Origin of the sequence: Methylomonas rosea, from assembly GCF_024505055.1 — a bacterium.
Lineage (GTDB): Bacteria > Pseudomonadota > Gammaproteobacteria > Methylococcales > Methylomonadaceae > Methylomonas > Methylomonas rosea.
The window spans coordinates 61,631-76,866 of record NZ_JANIBL010000014.1; the positions used below are offsets into that span (position 1 = coordinate 61,631).

At 49.7% G+C, this 15,236-nt stretch carries 17 protein-coding genes; 16 read left to right on the plus strand and 1 reads right to left on the minus strand.

Annotated elements, in window-relative coordinates; genetic code table 11:
- Nucleotides 1–40 precede the first annotated feature (40 nt).
- From NP589_RS06520 to NP589_RS06560, 9 genes are all read left to right on the plus strand, one after another.
- Nucleotides 41–547: a chemotaxis protein CheW gene (locus NP589_RS06520; RefSeq protein WP_064007866.1), complete on the plus strand. Its 507-nt coding sequence runs from the start codon at nt 41–43 to the stop codon at nt 545–547.
- Nucleotides 544–1,305 (plus strand): ParA family protein, encoded by a 762-nt coding sequence (locus tag NP589_RS06525; protein ID WP_064036312.1) that lies wholly within the window; start codon nt 544–546, stop codon nt 1,303–1,305. Before NP589_RS06520 ends, NP589_RS06525 begins: the two co-directional genes overlap by 4 nt.
- Nucleotides 1,305–1,817 carry an STAS domain-containing protein gene (locus NP589_RS06530; RefSeq protein WP_256606248.1) on the plus strand — a complete coding sequence of 171 codons (513 nt, stop codon included), beginning with the start codon at nt 1,305–1,307 and terminating at the stop codon, nt 1,815–1,817. Before NP589_RS06525 ends, NP589_RS06530 begins: the two co-directional genes overlap by 1 nt.
- Nucleotides 1,818–1,841: 24 nt before the next feature.
- Complete coding sequence (locus tag NP589_RS06535) at nt 1,842–2,678, plus strand: CheR family methyltransferase (RefSeq protein ID WP_256606249.1); 837 nt, start codon at nt 1,842–1,844, stop codon at nt 2,676–2,678.
- Between the two features lie 5 nt (nt 2,679–2,683).
- Entirely contained in the window at nt 2,684–3,313 is a 630-nt protein-coding gene (gene cheD / locus NP589_RS06540) for a chemoreceptor glutamine deamidase CheD (RefSeq protein WP_256606259.1), read from the plus strand.
- A gap of 9 nt (nt 3,314–3,322) precedes the next feature.
- Nucleotides 3,323–4,384, plus strand: coding sequence for a protein-glutamate methylesterase/protein-glutamine glutaminase (locus NP589_RS06545; protein ID WP_256606250.1), 1,062 nt, complete (start codon nt 3,323–3,325; stop codon nt 4,382–4,384).
- Nucleotides 4,385–4,514: 130 nt separating this feature from the next.
- A complete protein-coding gene (locus NP589_RS06550; protein WP_256606251.1) occupies nt 4,515–5,591 on the plus strand; it encodes a methyl-accepting chemotaxis protein in 1,077 nt (358 codons plus the stop codon).
- Nucleotides 5,592–5,635: 44 nt separating this feature from the next.
- The gene (locus NP589_RS06555) at nt 5,636–5,935 is read left to right on the plus strand and encodes an STAS domain-containing protein (RefSeq protein ID WP_064007872.1); all 300 of its coding nucleotides are present in this window, start codon (nt 5,636–5,638) and stop codon (nt 5,933–5,935) included.
- Nucleotides 5,936–6,007: 72 nt separating this feature from the next.
- Complete coding sequence (locus NP589_RS06560) at nt 6,008–7,105, plus strand: AI-2E family transporter (protein ID WP_064007873.1); 1,098 nt, start codon at nt 6,008–6,010, stop codon at nt 7,103–7,105.
- Between the two features lie 5 nt (nt 7,106–7,110).
- Here the strand turns inward: NP589_RS06560 and NP589_RS06565 are convergent, their stop codons facing one another.
- Nucleotides 7,111–8,523, minus strand: a complete 1,413-nt coding sequence (locus NP589_RS06565; RefSeq protein WP_064007874.1) for a PhoH family protein — start codon at nt 8,521–8,523, stop codon at nt 7,111–7,113.
- 321 nt (nt 8,524–8,844) lie between these two features.
- Here NP589_RS06565 and NP589_RS06570 point away from each other — a divergent pair, with 321 nt between their 5' ends.
- From NP589_RS06570 to NP589_RS06600, 7 genes are all read left to right on the plus strand, one after another.
- Entirely contained in the window at nt 8,845–9,384 is a 540-nt protein-coding gene (locus NP589_RS06570) for a hypothetical protein (protein WP_064007875.1), read from the plus strand.
- Between the two features lie 25 nt (nt 9,385–9,409).
- Nucleotides 9,410–10,126: a tetratricopeptide repeat protein gene (locus NP589_RS06575; RefSeq protein ID WP_256606252.1), complete on the plus strand. Its 717-nt coding sequence runs from the start codon at nt 9,410–9,412 to the stop codon at nt 10,124–10,126.
- On the plus strand, nt 10,126–12,084 hold the full coding sequence (yoaA, locus tag NP589_RS06580) for a DNA repair helicase YoaA (RefSeq protein ID WP_256606253.1): 1,959 nt from the start codon (nt 10,126–10,128) through the stop codon (nt 12,082–12,084). Before NP589_RS06575 ends, yoaA begins: the two co-directional genes overlap by 1 nt.
- On the plus strand, nt 12,081–12,767 hold the full coding sequence (gene tsaB, locus NP589_RS06585; protein ID WP_256606254.1) for a tRNA (adenosine(37)-N6)-threonylcarbamoyltransferase complex dimerization subunit type 1 TsaB: 687 nt from the start codon (nt 12,081–12,083) through the stop codon (nt 12,765–12,767). Before yoaA ends, tsaB begins: the two co-directional genes overlap by 4 nt.
- A gap of 101 nt (nt 12,768–12,868) precedes the next feature.
- Entirely contained in the window at nt 12,869–13,489 is a 621-nt protein-coding gene (locus NP589_RS06590; RefSeq protein ID WP_064036304.1) for an L-threonylcarbamoyladenylate synthase, read from the plus strand.
- 7 nt (nt 13,490–13,496) lie between these two features.
- Complete coding sequence (locus tag NP589_RS06595; RefSeq protein WP_256606255.1) at nt 13,497–14,150, plus strand: site-2 protease family protein; 654 nt, start codon at nt 13,497–13,499, stop codon at nt 14,148–14,150.
- A gap of 2 nt (nt 14,151–14,152) precedes the next feature.
- Nucleotides 14,153–14,974: a segregation and condensation protein A gene (locus NP589_RS06600; protein ID WP_256606256.1), complete on the plus strand. Its 822-nt coding sequence runs from the start codon at nt 14,153–14,155 to the stop codon at nt 14,972–14,974.
- Nucleotides 14,975–15,236 lie beyond the last annotated feature (262 nt).

A 15,236-nucleotide genomic window follows, 5' to 3' on the forward strand; every position in this document is an offset into this window, starting at 1 on the left:
TTGCCTGATTGACTAATACATTAGAAAGGGAATAAATGCCATGACAGCCGATTTAGAATCCAATCAGCACGTTGAGCAATTTCTGACTTTCGAGTTAGAGGGCGAAGCATATGGCATCGAAATTTTGAAAGTCCAAGAAATCAGGGGCTGGGAGCCGATCAGAAAAATTCCCAATACGCCTGATTTTGTTAAAGGTGCATTGAATTTACGTGGCTCCATTGTGCCGATTGTCGATCTGCGCGAACGTTTTCAGATGGAGAAAGTTGAATATACGCCCGTGACGGTAGTGATTGTGATGAGTGTCAACACTCCTTCTGGCGCTTCGGTGATGGGTATCGTCGCTGATGCGGTATCCGATGTGTTGGATATTAAGCTGTCCGATATCAAAGAAGCGCCGAATTTGGGGTCGAGAATCAATACTCAATATATGCGCGGAATGTTCGTCGGCAAGAAAAATATGGTGATGTTATTAGATGTCGACAAGCTTTTGAATCCGGAAGAGTTTGTCGATATTACCGGGCTTGCTGCGATTGCCGAGGGTAAATGAGCGCTAGGATTGTAGCGGTCCTTAATCAGAAAGGCGGGGTAGGAAAAACCACGACTTCGGTAAATTTGACCTATGCCCTAGCGAAACTGGGTAAGAAAATTACGGTGATAGACTTCGATCCGCAAAGTCATCTGGCCGTTTCGCTAGGTGTGGTAGATCCGCAAAAAAGTGGGATTGATAAGGTTTTGCTGGAAGGAGTAAGTCTCACCCAACAACTAATTCCGGTTAGAAAAAATCTGAATTTGGTGGTTGCAGGCCCCAGATTACAAGAGATTGAGCAATTGATGGATGGTGGCGCCAGGCGCGGCGATCTTCTTCGCAAAGCTTTGCTCGATGGCAATCGCGATGAAGATTTTATCTTTATCGATTGTCCCCCTTCTTCCGGGGTATTGGTTGCCAATGCCTTGTTTGCGGCCGATGAAATATTGGTGCCGATGACCAGTGATTATTTGGCATTACAAGGCCTGTCGCATTTGATGGGAACCATCAAGAAATTCGAAAGCGCTTTGAAAAGGCCCTATAAATTTTCTCTGGTCATGTCCAGATATATACCGACCAGACGTATTTCAAAGGAGGTGTTGAGTGTCATACAAAAATACTTCCCAGGGCAAATTTTGGCGACCACAATTCGGGAAACTGCCTTACTTGCCGAGTGCCCGAGTTTTGGTAAAACCATTTTTGAATATCGCCCCGGCTGCCGTTCCGCACGAGATTTTACGGCACTTGCTAAAGACTTTTTGGAAGGGAGAATGATGTAATGGCGGAAAAAGACGAAGACAGTTTGATCGGTTACGATCCTCTGGCCTGGATGCATCGATCTGATTCCAATCAGGATTCGCAACGGGATGACGTCGACGAATTGGAATCACATGCCGCCAGTGCATTCGCGAGTGCGAATGCCGAAGTCCCTGGCCCGGAAATGAATCATGATGAAGTGCCAATCATCGCATCGGAGTCGTTAACTTCCGAGCAGGGAGAAAGAGCGATTGTAGTATTGGAGCCGGTCCTGAATATTCAAAATGTAGCGGTTCTCCACCAACGCCTTACGCAGATGCTCAGCAATTTTGAGGCTATCGATATCGATGCTTCTGGTGTGACGATGATAGATACTGCGACTTTGCAACTATTATTGATATTAAAGCAAACCGCAATTGGCTTGCAGAAATCCATTTCTATCGATTTTCCTTCCGATAAGTTTATTGAAGCATCGGAGTTGTTGGGGATTGCCGAAATGTTGGAAGTTGATCAGGCTGCATCCGGCTTCTTTTGATGGGGTACTACCCGAATATACAAAATGAAAGAAAAAGCGCGCGAGTTTGAATATACCCAAGCAGATTTTGACGTTCTAAGGAAAATATCCAACCAATATTCCGGAATCTTGGTGCCGGACGATAAATTCGATATGTTTTATTCTAGGTTGTCGAAACGGGTCCGCATGTTGGGCTTCACCAGCTTCAAACAGTATTGTCACTATTTGAAACACAACCCGGATACTGAGTTTACTGAATTTATTAATGCTGTCACCACTAACCTCACTTCTTTTTTTCGCGAAAATCACCATTTTGAATATTTAAGCAAGACGGTTGTGCCGGGTTTGCTTAAAAAACATGCCGCGACTAAACAGATTAAAGTTTGGTCCGCAGGTTGCTCAACGGGTGAGGAGCCTTATTCTTTGGCAATGACCTTGAAGGAAAGTGTCCCGGCTGACTGGACCATAAATATTTTGGCTACCGATCTTGATACGAATGTTTTGGCTACCGCCGCAGCCGGCATTTACATGGCTGATCGCGTGACAGGAATAGCCGAGCAACGCCTCAAGCGCTGGTTTCAAAAAGGTGTGGGTGGACAAGCGAACAAGGTGAGAGTTAAACCGGAATTGAAAGAATTGATAGAGTTTAAACAATTGAATTTGATGCAGGAATGGCCTTTGAAGGGGTATTTTGATTTTATTTTTTGCCGAAACGTTTTGATCTATTTTGATCGGGAAACCAAGGCGATGTTAGCGAATCGTTACTGCGGTTTATTGGAAGAAGGGTCACATTTATTCATTGGACATTCAGAATCCTTGCATCAGCTCGATACCGGATTCAGTTTGATAGGTAACACCATCTATAGGAAGTCTAGTAAGTGAGTCATATGCCGCATGTGGAAAGACCGCTTATCGCCGGCTTTGAAAACGTCAACCGTTATTGGGATCAAGAAAATCAAATTGTGGCGGCAAAATTGATGCCTGGTGACTACTACGTAACCAAACAGGATGAAATGATTACCACCGTGTTGGGTTCTTGCGTGGCTGCCTGTATACGTGACGTGGTGACCGGCGTGGGGGGGATGAATCATTTCATGTTGCCGGAGACGAGTAAAAGCCGTTTGAACGACAGAGACGAAGCCGTGGTTGGCAATGCCTCACGCTATGGCAATTACGCGATGGAACATTTGATTAACTCTATTTTGCAAAATGGCGGGAAGCGTAAAAACTTGGAAGTTAAGTTGTTCGGCGGCGGCAAAATCATCGCTACCCTGGGTGATGTCGGGGCCAGAAACATTCAATTCGTTTTGGATTATGTGGATACCGAAGCGTTGAATCTGGTTTCACAGGATTTGGGCGATATTTATCCGCGTAAGGTGAATTTCTTTCCGCATACCGGACGAGTCAGAATGAAAAAAATTAAAGATCTACACAATCAAACTATCTTCATGCGCGAGAAGCAATATAGTTCGAGTATCAAGGACGTACCGGTTGAAGGTAGCGTAGAGCTATTTTAGGAAACCAGGATGACAAAAATTAAGCTATTGATTGTTGACGACTCGGCGCTGATTCGCCAAATGCTGACGCAAATTTTTAACGAGGCAGGCGATATTGAAGTAGTCGGCACGGCAAGTGATCCGATTATCGCTAGGGAAAAAATTAAGGCCTTGAATCCCGATGTGTTGACATTGGACGTAGAAATGCCGCGAATGGATGGGCTCACATTCTTACGTAATTTGATGCGCTTACGGCCGATGCCGGTGGTCATGATTTCAACGTTGACTGAAAAAGGCGCCGAAGTGACCCTTGACGCGCTGGCGCTGGGTGCGGTTGATTTTGTGGCGAAACCAAAAGTCGATGTCTCTCATGGCTTGCGAGCCTATGCCGATGAGATTATCGGTAAGATCAGGATGGCTGCTCAGGCAAAAGTCAAAGCTTTGGAAACCAATCGGGCTAATGTCTCCCCCATTAGTTCAGTGAATGAGAATGCAGTTGGTGCGATGAAAAAGCATTTCAAAACTACTCATAAAATAGTGGCGTTGGGTTCTTCAACGGGCGGCACCGAAGCCGTCAAGCAATTAGTAAAAAACCTGCCCAGAACGGCACCGGCGATTGTTATTACACAACATTTGCCGCTCGCCTTCAGTGCTTCGTTTGCCAAACATGTGGACGAGGCGTCCGAAATGACTGCTTGCGTGGCGAGCGACGGGCAACTGATATTGCCCGGACATGTCTATATCGCGCCAGGCGATCAACACCTAATGGTTGTCAGAGATGGCGCGCGTTACGCGTGTCGCCTTGATGACGGTCCTCCAGTCAATAGGCATAAACCTTCCGTGGATGTCCTGTTCAGATCAGTTGCCGAAAATGTTGGCAGCAATGCGGTTGGCGTTATGTTGACGGGTATGGGGGCGGATGGTGCCAAAGCCATGCTGGAGATGCGCGAGGCCGGCGCCGTCAACATAGTGCAGGATGAAGCATCCAGTGTAGTCTGGGGCATGCCCGGCGAAGCCTATAAACTGGGGGCCGCGCATCATGTGTTATCCTTGGAGAAAATAGCGGAAAAAATCCTGGCCCTGGTGAATTGAATTTATGTTGCAGTTCCTTAAAGACAACGTGCTCCTTGTTTTATTGACGTTGGTGTTTTTGTTATTGCCGTTGTTTTCTGCCAATGCTTTGGTCTATTGGCTAGCGGCCCCAATTTCAACGATATTGTGGATGCTTAAAACATTTCGTGCGCAACGTGCCCAGCTGTCAGCCTCAACAACTAGCAAGGAGTTAAGCGAAGCCGAATTGGTGCGGGCGATTGATGACTATTTAGTACACCTCAAAGATTGTATTGACCAAGAAGCATCCTATTTCCGCGCGGAATTGGAACAGCTCAAATCCATGCTCGCCGACGCGGTGAGCACTATGTCCAGTAGTTTCAATAGTTTGGCTAGTTTGACATCCGGGCAGTCGTCGATAGTATGTTCGTTGGTAACTGATTTGGAAGGCACTACCGAAAAGGGGCGTAGTACGCTTAATTTCTCTAGTTTTGCCCAGGAAACCGATAATGTCTTGCAGTTTTTTATCGACCATATTCTGCAAATCAGTAAGCAGAGCATGGAAATGGTGGCGGTAATCAATGATGTTGGGGGCCATATGGCTCATGTTGAAAAACTGTTGGGCGACGTGCAAAAAATTGCCGATCAAACCAATTTGTTGGCGCTGAATGCTGCCATCGAAGCTGCCAGGGCGGGAGAAGCCGGTCGAGGTTTCGCGGTGGTTGCGGGAGAAGTGCGGAATCTATCGAAAAACTCGGATAAGTTCAGTGAAGAAATTAAGCGCGTGGTAAAGGCCTCCAAGGATAATATCCACGAAGCGCAAACCATGATAGAAATAATGGCCTCCAAGGACATGAACGTGGCGATTAGTTCCAAGGCCAGTATCGACAAGATGATGGACGATATCGCCGTCATTAATGCCAATATCTCCAACAATGTCGGCGAAATTTCCCAATTGACCAACAAAATTGAGTTCAGTGTCGGTAATGCCGTCAGAGGGCTGCAATTTGAGGATATGGCCCGACAGTTGATCGAATACCTACAATTTAATCTACAGCATTTCGGTTCGCTATCCGACGAGGTAAGTATAGGTTTGGGTGTGTTTAAAACCGGCAGCGACGCAAATTGGCGCGATCAATTACAGCAAGGTTCTGAACGCTTGAAAATTATGAAGCAGCAGTGGCAAGTCCGAAAATCGCATATTGTTTCGCAATCTTCCATGGAGGAAGGCGATGTGGATCTGTTTTAGTACAAATGTAGGGAATGACATGATAACTCGTGAGGTTAAAGAGTATGGGTATTGAGGCACGCGTTGATGGGGGAGTGCTGTCGATTAAAATAAGCGGCCGGTTCGATTTCGGTGTGCATAATGAATTTCGCGAAGCAACCAAGCTTGTTGAAAGTGGCGTAAAGCTGATAGAGGTGGATTTGAACGGTACTGAATATTTAGATAGCTCTGCCCTTGGGATGTTGTTAGTTCTGCGGGATAAGATGGCTGGCGATAAGTCGGCAATACGGATTAAAAATTCGCGTACCGAAGTGAAAAAAATTTTGGAAATCGCTAATTTTGATAAATTATTTACACTGTCCTGAGCAATCCCGCTTTTTTATATAATCTAATGGCGCGATCAAACCGGCAACGGGTTGCGTAGCCGCCAACATTCCATGAACCAACAGACTGACTTTTCCAGTTCCGATTTCATTAGAAATTTTTTCCAGCGATTTCTGCCCAATTCCCAAGTTGTTTCCCTAGCCATAGTCTTGCTGGGCGGCTTTTTATTGATATACGGCTTGTTGGATTTGCTGATGCCGGTTTTTGTGGCCATTGTATTAGCGTATCTACTGGAAGGGCTTGTGGTTAAAGCCGAACAACGCCAACTCGGTCGTTTGATTTCGGTGCATCTCGTGTTCTTTGCGTTTATGGCTGTGCTGGGTTTTGTGTTGTTCGTACTAGTGCCGATAGTGTCCGAGCAAACGGTGCAACTGGTGCAACACATACCGGAGATTGTCTCCAGCACCCAAGCCGAAATCATGCGTTTCCCCGAGCGCCATCCGGAACTCATTTCGGAAGTCCGAATTCGCGAAATCATGTTTTCCATTCAGCAAGACTTGCTCAAGTATGGTCAGGATTTAATCTCCGGTTCCGCCCAATCGTTTGTGGGATTGGTGGCGGTGATCATTTATCTGTTTTTGGTGCCGTTGATGGTGTTCTTCTTTCTGAAGGACAAACAGGTTTTACTGGGCTGGTTTGTGCAGTTTCTGCCGAAAGATACCAGTCTCAGCTTGCGAGTCTGGCATGAGGTGGATAGGCAAATAGCCAATTACGTTAGAGGCAAGTTTCTCGAAGTGTTTATCCTGTGGGCGATCAGTTACATAGTCTTCTGGTTGTTGGGCTTGAATTACGCGATGTTGCTCGCCGTACTGATGGGCTTATCCGTGGTGATTCCGTATGTCGGCGCGACATTGGTGACTTTTCCGGTATTAGCGGTGGCCTATGTGCAGTGGGGTGTGGGCGGTAGTGATCACTTTATGTACGTGTTTATCGCTTATTCGGTGATTCAGGCATTGGACGGGGTGATATTGGTGCCGCTGCTGTTTTCCGAGGCGGTGAATTTGCATCCTATCGCGATTATTGTCGCCATCCTGTTTTTTGGCGGCTTGTGGGGATTTTGGGGGGTGTTTTTTGCGATACCCTTGGCCACGCTGGTTAAAGCGGTGTTAATGGCGTGGCCAAAGGCTGAGATCAGTCGATCATTGGCTTGATGGCTTTACAAATTATCGGATGCAAAATCCGCTAAGCGCGAACGCTCGCCACGGCGCAGCGTAATATGGGCGCTGTTCGGCCAAGACTTGAAGCGATCAACCACGTAAGTCAAACCGGAGCTCGTGGCAGTTAGATACGGCGTATCGATCTGCGCCAGGTTGCCGATGCAGATGATTTTTGTCCCCGGCCCCGCTCTGGTAATCAACGTCTTCATCTGTTTAGGTGTCAGATTCTGCGCTTCGTCGATAATTAAATAACGGTTCAGAAAAGTCCGGCCGCGCATAAAGTTCAGCGAACGAATTTTTACCCGATTCATCATCACGTTTTGCGATGCGCCTTGTTCCCATTCGGTCGTGCCGGAGCGGCTACCCAGCAATTCCAGGTTGTCCATCAACGCCCCCATCCACGGCGCCATTTTTTCTTCTTCCGTGCCGGGTAAAAAACCAATGTCTTCACCAACCGGCATGGTTTCCCGCGTCATTATGATTTCCAGATAGAGTTTGCTTTCCAGCGTCAAAGACAGGCCGGCCGCGAGTGCCAGCAAAGTTTTACCGGTGCCGGCCGAGCCTATCAGCGTCACGAAATCCACGTTCGGATCCAGCAGGGCATTCAAAGCAAAGTTTTGCTCGCGGTTTTTGGCGGAAATGCCCCAAATGCTATTGTGCTTCGTGCGGTAATCCCGGGCCAATTGCAACACCGCCGTGTCGCCTTCGCGGCTTTTCACAATGGCTTCGAAATTATCTTCGCCTTCCATATACAAATATTGATTGGGATACCATTCGGCAACCAGCGGACCATTCACCCGGTAGTATGTATGGTCGTTTTCTTGCCACGATTCCATCTTGCCGCCGTGTTCCTCCCAGAAGTCGCTGTCCAACGCCATCGTGCCCGTGTAGAGCAGGTCTATGTCTTCGATGGTTTGATCGTTATGGTAATCCTCGGCACTGATTTGCAGTGCCGCGGCTTTGATCCGCATATTGATGTCTTTGGAGACCAGGATTACATTCACATCCGGGTATTCCTTGCCCAAGGCCAATACGATACTCAGGATGGAATTATCGGCAATTTGCCCGGGTAGGTCGGCGGGGAGTAGATGCGACAATTGCCGGGTTTGAAAATACAGACGGCCGTCGAATTCTCGCTCGCCATTCAGAGAATAATCGATGCGCGACAGCGGCAAGCCGGCGTTGATAGTTTGTTGATCGGCATCGCGGATTAATTCGTCCAAAAACCGGCTAACTTGGCGGACGTTGCGCGATACATCGGATAAGCCTTTTTTGGCGTGATCCAATTCTTCCAGCACCACCATCGGAATGAAAACATTGTGTTCTTGAAAGCGAAAGATGGACGTTGGGTCGTGCATCAGTACGTTGGTGTCCAACACGAACAATTTTTTGCCGGCGGATTGAATATTCATATTATCCTTATAAAAAGCGTGGAAAGGCGGCTTCAACAGAAACCCGGTGCTGCGCTGAATGTATTTCTACTCTATCTGTGGAGTTATCGTCAACTGAGCCATCGCTTGGCGTGTGTCCAATAAGCGCTGGTGCCATGGACATAAAGAGTAGTGCGATCTCTTCGTCAATTCCGTTTTTTTTAAAATACTTGCTCCAATAATCGACTACTCTCCAGGTTCTCTATACTTAAGCCGTCGTCATTGGTTTTGTATAGTCGGTTACAATAGAGCGCATATGTCGCGACAACTTAATTTGTATCGGTATTTTTAGGATAGTTATTTATGACATTTTCACCATCAAGCCAGCCAGACTTGGATTGGAGCCAGATTAGGGAAACCATCAAACTGTTGACCGTCTCGGTTGCTCAGGTTGAAGGCAGTATGAAAGCCGGCGACGAATCGGTGTCAGCCTTGGCCGACTCGTTTACCGGTATGGTTGAAGATATGAAAAACATCCATCAGTTACTGAGTGGTTTTCAGCAGAGCGAGAGCCGCGATCAGGCTTTGACGCATTGCGAGGCGACCCAGCATAAAATCTATTCGGCGATTGTGGCGTTTCAGTTTTATGATCGCCTGCAGCAATGCTTGCAGCACGTGTCCAACAATCTAAAAGGCTTGTCGATCATCATCGATACGCCGCACAGGTTATATAATCCTGCCGAATGGTATAAGTTTCAGGAAAGCATTCGTAACCAGTACACTATGGAATCTGAAAAAGTGATGTTTGATGCTATCCATCAGGGCAAAAGCGTCGATGAAGCGCTAGCCTTGTTTCAACAAGCAAATCGGCAAAGCGATGATGATGAAATCGAACTGTTTTAACTTTACTTGGCTACTTAAATCGTAAATGAAAAAGAAATCTCTGTTAATTTTGTGCCCTCTGTTACTGATATTAACGGCGTGTAGTAATCCGGGCTCCGAACCGCCGGTGGCCGGCAGCGTACCAGCCAAAAAAGCCCCGTCTAAAAAATCGGCAGCCAATAAAGCACCCGCAGCTACCGCTAAAAAACCGGTATCTACTCCCGATACCGCGACCTACCCCATCGAAAGCGTTAGCAATAACTTTAAAGATGAACCGAATCTGCCGACTTTTCGCGCCGAGCCCCTGATGCCGCCGGCCGATATTCCGCCGCCTGCGCCAGCCAGTCCCGCTGTGATTGCGCCTGCGGCCGTGGCAACAGCAACTGCGCCGGCACCGAGATTTGTCATAGAAGACGCACGTATCCCCAGTGGCACGCCGCCGGCCGTGGTAGCTTTAATTAGTGAGTCCGACCGCAGTCGTAATAGTGGCGACCTTGATGCGGCGGTGGTAGTGATGGAGCGCGCCTTACGTATCGATTCGCGTAATCCGACGCTGACCTATAAATTGGCTCAGCTCAGAATCAAACAAAATAAACCGCAACTCGCTGAAGAGTTGGCCGGCAAGGCGGCTCTGCTGGCTGGCGGCGATCTCGATCTGAAACGCAAAAGCTGGTTGCTGATCGCCGAAGCCCGGCAAATGCAGCAAAATTCCCAAGGTGCCAGAGAAGCTAAAGCCAAAGCGGACAGCTTTTTCGGTCGCTAGTGGCTGAGAGTTCCAAGCCGGCGCTGTCCAGCGCCGCCGCAAAATTGGCGGATATTTTCGGCGAGGGCGGCGCCTTAGCCGAGATTATCAACGGTTACTCGCCGCGCGCCGCGCAGATCGAGATGGCAGAGCAGATTGCCTATGCCATCGAGTCGCAGCAAAACCTGATTGCCGAAGCCGGCACCGGCACCGGCAAAACCTTTGCTTATCTGATTCCCGCGATTCTGTCCGGCAAGAAAGTCATCGTCTCCACCGGTACCAAAAATCTACAAGACCAATTGTTCAACAAGGATTTGCCGGTGATACGCAAAGCCTTGAGCAAACGGCCGTTCAAGGCCAGCTTGTTGAAAGGCCGCGCCAATTATTTGTGCACGTATCGGCTGGAACAAGCCTTGAATTCCGCGTTCGGTTACAGCCAGGAAGACGCAGCGGCACTGGCGCAAATCAAGGCCTGGTCTAAACGCACCAAGGCGGGCGATGTCTCGGAAGTGGCCGATGTGCATGATGGCGACCCGGTTTGGTTCCACGCTACCTCCACGACTGATAATTGTCTCGGGCAGAACTGCCCGGACTATGCCGATTGCTTTCTCACCAAAGCCCGAAAACAGGCTCAGGAAGCCGAGATCGTTGTCGTCAATCACCATTTGCTGTGCGCCGACTGGTCGATCCGCGAAACCGGTTTCGGCGAATTGTTGCCCGATGCCGAAGTAGTCGTCATCGACGAAGCGCATCAACTGGCAGATACCGCCTCCAATTTTTTGGGGGTGACGATCAGTGGCAAGCAGTTGGTCGATCTGGCCGACGACAGCTTGGCCGAATATTTTACAGATGCCAAGGATATGCCGGACTTGCGCACCGCCTGCGAAGACTTGCAGCATGAGGTCAAGGATTTACGTTTGGCGTTTGGCCTGGAACTGCGGCGCGGCGACTGGCAGGACATCGAAACCAATCCGAAAATAGCCGGCGCGTTGGAATCCTTGCAAAAACAATTGGCCCGGCTAACCGACCAATTGGAACGCGCCTCGGTACGCAGCAAAGGCCTGGAATCGTGCTTCGATCGAGCCGAAGCACTGGATGCGCAACTGGAAACCCTGATCAGCGACAAGGACGGTCAGTGGATCAAGTGGTACGAGACCTACAGCAAGTCGTTCACGCTCAGCCGCACGCCGCTGGATATTGCCAAGGAGTTTCGCGGTTTCATGGCGCGGCATAAAGCAACCTGGATTTTTACCTCGGCTACTCTGAGCGTCGCTAATAACTTTGTGCATTTTTCCAAGAACCTGGGTTTGAGCGGCGCGCTGAGCCAGAGTTGGGATAGTCCGTTCGATTATCCGAATCAGGCCTTGTTTTATCACCCTAAAGGCTTGCCGCAGCCCAGCGATCCGGATTTTACCGATAAGATCGTTGAATTCGCGTTGCCGGTACTGGAAGCCAGCCGGGGTCGAGCGTTTTTCCTGTTTACCAGTCACCGCGCCTTGCAACGCGCCGCGCAATTGCTGGAAGGCAAGCTCGATCATCCGATATTGGTGCAAGGCACTAAGTCCAAAGGCGTGTTGCTGGATCAATTCAAGGAGTTGGGCAATGCGGTGTTGCTGGCAACCGCCAGTTTTTGGGAAGGCGTGGACGTACGCGGGGATGCCTTGTCCTGCGTCATCATCGACAAACTGCCGTTCGCTTCGCCCGGCGATCCAGTGTTGAAGGCCCGAATGAATGCGATGGAAAAACAGGGGCGCAATCCGTTTTTCGAACATCAATTGCCCAGCGCCATCATCATGTTGCGGCAAGGTGTGGGCCGCTTGATTCGCGACGTCAACGACCGTGGCGTATTGATGGTATGCGATCCCCGTTTGTTAAAACGTTCCTACGGCCAGATGTTCCTCGACAGCGTGCCGGCCATGAAACGTAGCCGCGAAATCGAGGATGTGCGGCGGTTTTTTGCAACAGAGGAAAGCAGTTGAAATTATTGGCAGTAGAAACTTCCACCGACGCCTGTTCGGCTGCCTTGTTTATCGATGGCGAGATTATCGAAAAATTTGCCGTGGCGCCGCGCGAACATACCAAGCTGATTCTGCCGATGATCAATCAATTGATGACCGACGCCCAGCTCAAGCCGCAACAGCTGGACGCCATCGGTTTGAGTCGCGGGCCCGGTTCATTTACCGGCGTCAGGATAGCCGGTGGGGTAGTGCAGGGCATTGCCTATGGCGCCGATTTACCGGTGGTGCCGGTGTCTACTTTGGCGGCAATCGCGCAAGACTTTTTTAACCGGCGGTCCGATGCCGCACTGAGTTTCACAGCGATGGACGCACGCATGAACGAAATCTTCTGGGGAGTGTATCAACGCAATCCCTTAGGCTTGGCGGAGCTGATTGGTGCGGAAGCGGTTACTCCAGCGGATGAGGTGATCTTTCCGGATCGTGCCGGCTTCGGTGTCGGTTCCGGTTGGGGTGTTTATGCGGAGCAGTTGAGCCAACGTTTAGCAGAGCGCGTACTGGGGATCGAGGTAGACGTTTGGCCTCGGGCCGGCTGCGTCGCGCAACTGGGGGCGTATGGATTTGCCAACGGTTTGGCCGTGGCCGTCGAACAAGCCATGCCGGTTTACCTGCGCGATAAAGTCGCCAAAAAACAATCGGAGCGATAAGCGGATTTGCCCCATTAAGCCGCCGCTAAAACTGCCGCGCGACGTTTTTAAATGCCTTCTAAGGTACAATGCCTTTTTACCTAAGCCGATATTTTTAGCCAATGGCGCAATATTTCGAAATTCATCCGAAGAACCCGCAGCCGCGCTTGATTCAGCAAGCGGTCAATATTTTACGCAGCGGTGGGGTGATTGTGTATCCGACCGATGCGTCCTACGCATTGGGTTGCCAGATCGGCGATAAAGCGGCGATGGATCAAGTCCGGAGCATTCGTCGGCTCGACGATAATCACAACTTTACCTTGCTGTGTACCGACCTATCGCAGGTTTCCAACTTTACCAAAATGGGCAACGAAGCTCATCGCTTGATTAAAAAACTGACTCCCGGTCCATTTACGTTTTTACTGGATGCGACGCGTGAAGTGCCGCGCCGTTTGCAGCATCCGAAAAAGAAAACCATAGGCGTCAGGATCACCGATCATCCGGTAGCCCAGGCCTTGGTCGAACAACTTGGCGAGCCTTTGTTGACGTCCACCCTGATGATGCCCGGCGATAGCGAGCCTTTGGCCGATCCTTACGAGATCAGAAAACGGCTGGAAAAAGAGTTGGCCCTGGTGATAGACGTCGGGGTGATCGAGTATCAGCCCACTACCGTAATCGCTTGCGGCGACAAGTCGATTGACATTATTCGACAAGGTATCGGTATTGCGCCGATGTTGGAGTGAAACAGCCATGATGGACGAATTAACCTTAATACAAAGGATCGTAGTCTGGATTTTACCGGTGATTTTCGCGATTACCGGTCACGAGGTTGCGCACGGTTGGGTGGCCAAGAAGTTAGGCGATAACACCGCCGCCGACCAAGGCCGCCTGACGCTGAATCCGTTGAAACATATCGATATTTTGGGCACGCTGGTCATTCCCGGTTTATTGTTGCTGACCTTTACCGGCTTTGTGTTCGGTTGGGCCAAGCCGGTACCTGTAGATCCAAGAGCATTTAAAAAGCCGCGTCAAGCCATGGCGATTGTGGCGGTAGCCGGTCCTTTATCCAATTTATTGATGGCGGCGGCTTGGGCTTTGCTAGCTAGAATCGGCGTGATGCTGGAAATCGAGTATATCTCTTTTCCGTTGATCTACAGCGGTGTAGCCGGTATCAGCATTAATTTGGTGCTGGCTTTGATCAATCTTTTACCGATTCCGCCGTTGGACGGCAGCCGGATTTTGTCCGGGGTACTGCCGGATTACTGGGCCTGGCAATACAATCGTTTGGAACGGTTTGGTTTTATTTTTTTGTTGATATTACTCGCTACCGACGTGTTGCAATATTTGCTGGCTTATCCGATGTACTACGCCCAACAGTTATTTTTTAGTTTGGCGGGCATGTAGTTTTGAGCGAAATTGCATTACCGGTGGAAACCGCGCTGCCGCCGCTGGCGCTGGTTCAAGGCCAGCCCTATCAGGATTTACCGGACGATCTCTACATTCCGCCGGATGCGCTGGAAGTCTTTCTGGACGCGTTCGAAGGACCGCTGGATTTGCTTCTGTATTTGATTCGCCGGCAGAATCTGGATATTCTCGACATCCCCATCGCCCAGATTACCCGGCAATATATTGCCTACATCGATATGATGGAAAATATGCGTCTGGAGTTGGCCGCCGAATATCTGGTGATGGCCGCGCTGCTGGCGGAGATCAAGTCGCGGATGCTGCTGCCCAGGCAGCCGGAAAGCGAGGAAGAAGAGGAAGACCCCAGAGCGTTTTTGATTCGCAAATTGCAAGAATACGAAGCGATCAAAAAAGTGGCGGAAGAAATCGACCTGCTGCCCAGAAACGAGCGCGATACCTTTGAATTTGCTGTCGACACCTCGACTGTGGATGTGCAGCAAATTCTGCCGGATGTGCAACTGAAAGAACTCCTGCTGGCCTTCCAGGACATATTAAAGCGTGCCGAGAGGCTTAGTCACCATCAAATAACCAAAGAACCCCTATCAGTCCGTGAACGAATGGCAGCCATTTTGGAAAAACTTAACGGAGCAAATCAGCTCCCTTTCGCAGCGTGTTTTACCCGAAGTGAAGGAAAAAACGGAGTGGTTGTCGCGTTTCTTGCCATCCTTGAACTCTCCAAGGAACGCATCATCGACATCTTCCAGTCCGAACCCTACGCCGGCATCCAAGTCAGAGTCCGCATCGATAGCGGCACCGGGGACTGACCCGCAGTTAGCCGAAACCGTCGTCGATGATGTTATTCCCGCAGCTAAATCCAGAACGCCCCGCAAGCCTCGCATCAAGCCCGAGCCGGTTACGATATTTGTGCCGGTCAAGCGGCGGGCTGTGCGTTTTCCTGCTATCTGGGCTGGCGAGCCGCGCGTTGCGGTTTTACCTACCATCGAGCCAAGCGAACCAGTCGCTTTACCCACGTTTCGTCGGCGAGCGGTACGCCTGCTGCCGGCTTGGCATACTAGCTGGAGCCGG

Excerpts from the sequence above, each read along its gene's own strand:
- NP589_RS06595 (WP_256606255.1), top strand. The coding sequence starts at position 13,497 with ATGATGGACGAATTAACCTTAATACAAAGGATCGTAGTCTGGATTTTA.
- NP589_RS06525 (WP_064036312.1), top strand. The coding sequence starts at position 544 with ATGAGCGCTAGGATTGTAGCGGTCCTTAATCAGAAAGGCGGGGTAGGA.
- NP589_RS06575 (WP_256606252.1), top strand. The coding sequence starts at position 9,410 with ATGAAAAAGAAATCTCTGTTAATTTTGTGCCCTCTGTTACTGATATTA.
- NP589_RS06570 (WP_064007875.1), top strand. The coding sequence starts at position 8,845 with ATGACATTTTCACCATCAAGCCAGCCAGACTTGGATTGGAGCCAGATT.
- NP589_RS06560 (WP_064007873.1), top strand. The coding sequence starts at position 6,008 with ATGAACCAACAGACTGACTTTTCCAGTTCCGATTTCATTAGAAATTTT.
- NP589_RS06535 (WP_256606249.1), top strand. The coding sequence starts at position 1,842 with ATGAAAGAAAAAGCGCGCGAGTTTGAATATACCCAAGCAGATTTTGAC.
- NP589_RS06555 (WP_064007872.1), top strand. The coding sequence starts at position 5,636 with ATGGGTATTGAGGCACGCGTTGATGGGGGAGTGCTGTCGATTAAAATA.
- NP589_RS06550 (WP_256606251.1), top strand. The coding sequence starts at position 4,515 with ATGCTTAAAACATTTCGTGCGCAACGTGCCCAGCTGTCAGCCTCAACA.
- NP589_RS06530 (WP_256606248.1), top strand. The coding sequence starts at position 1,305 with ATGGCGGAAAAAGACGAAGACAGTTTGATCGGTTACGATCCTCTGGCC.
- NP589_RS06590 (WP_064036304.1), top strand. The coding sequence starts at position 12,869 with ATGGCGCAATATTTCGAAATTCATCCGAAGAACCCGCAGCCGCGCTTG.
- cheD (WP_256606259.1), top strand. The coding sequence starts at position 2,684 with ATGCCGCATGTGGAAAGACCGCTTATCGCCGGCTTTGAAAACGTCAAC.
- NP589_RS06545 (WP_256606250.1), top strand. The coding sequence starts at position 3,323 with ATGACAAAAATTAAGCTATTGATTGTTGACGACTCGGCGCTGATTCGC.
- NP589_RS06565 (WP_064007874.1), bottom strand. The coding sequence starts at position 8,523 with ATGAATATTCAATCCGCCGGCAAAAAATTGTTCGTGTTGGACACCAAC.
- NP589_RS06520 (WP_064007866.1), top strand. The coding sequence starts at position 41 with ATGACAGCCGATTTAGAATCCAATCAGCACGTTGAGCAATTTCTGACT.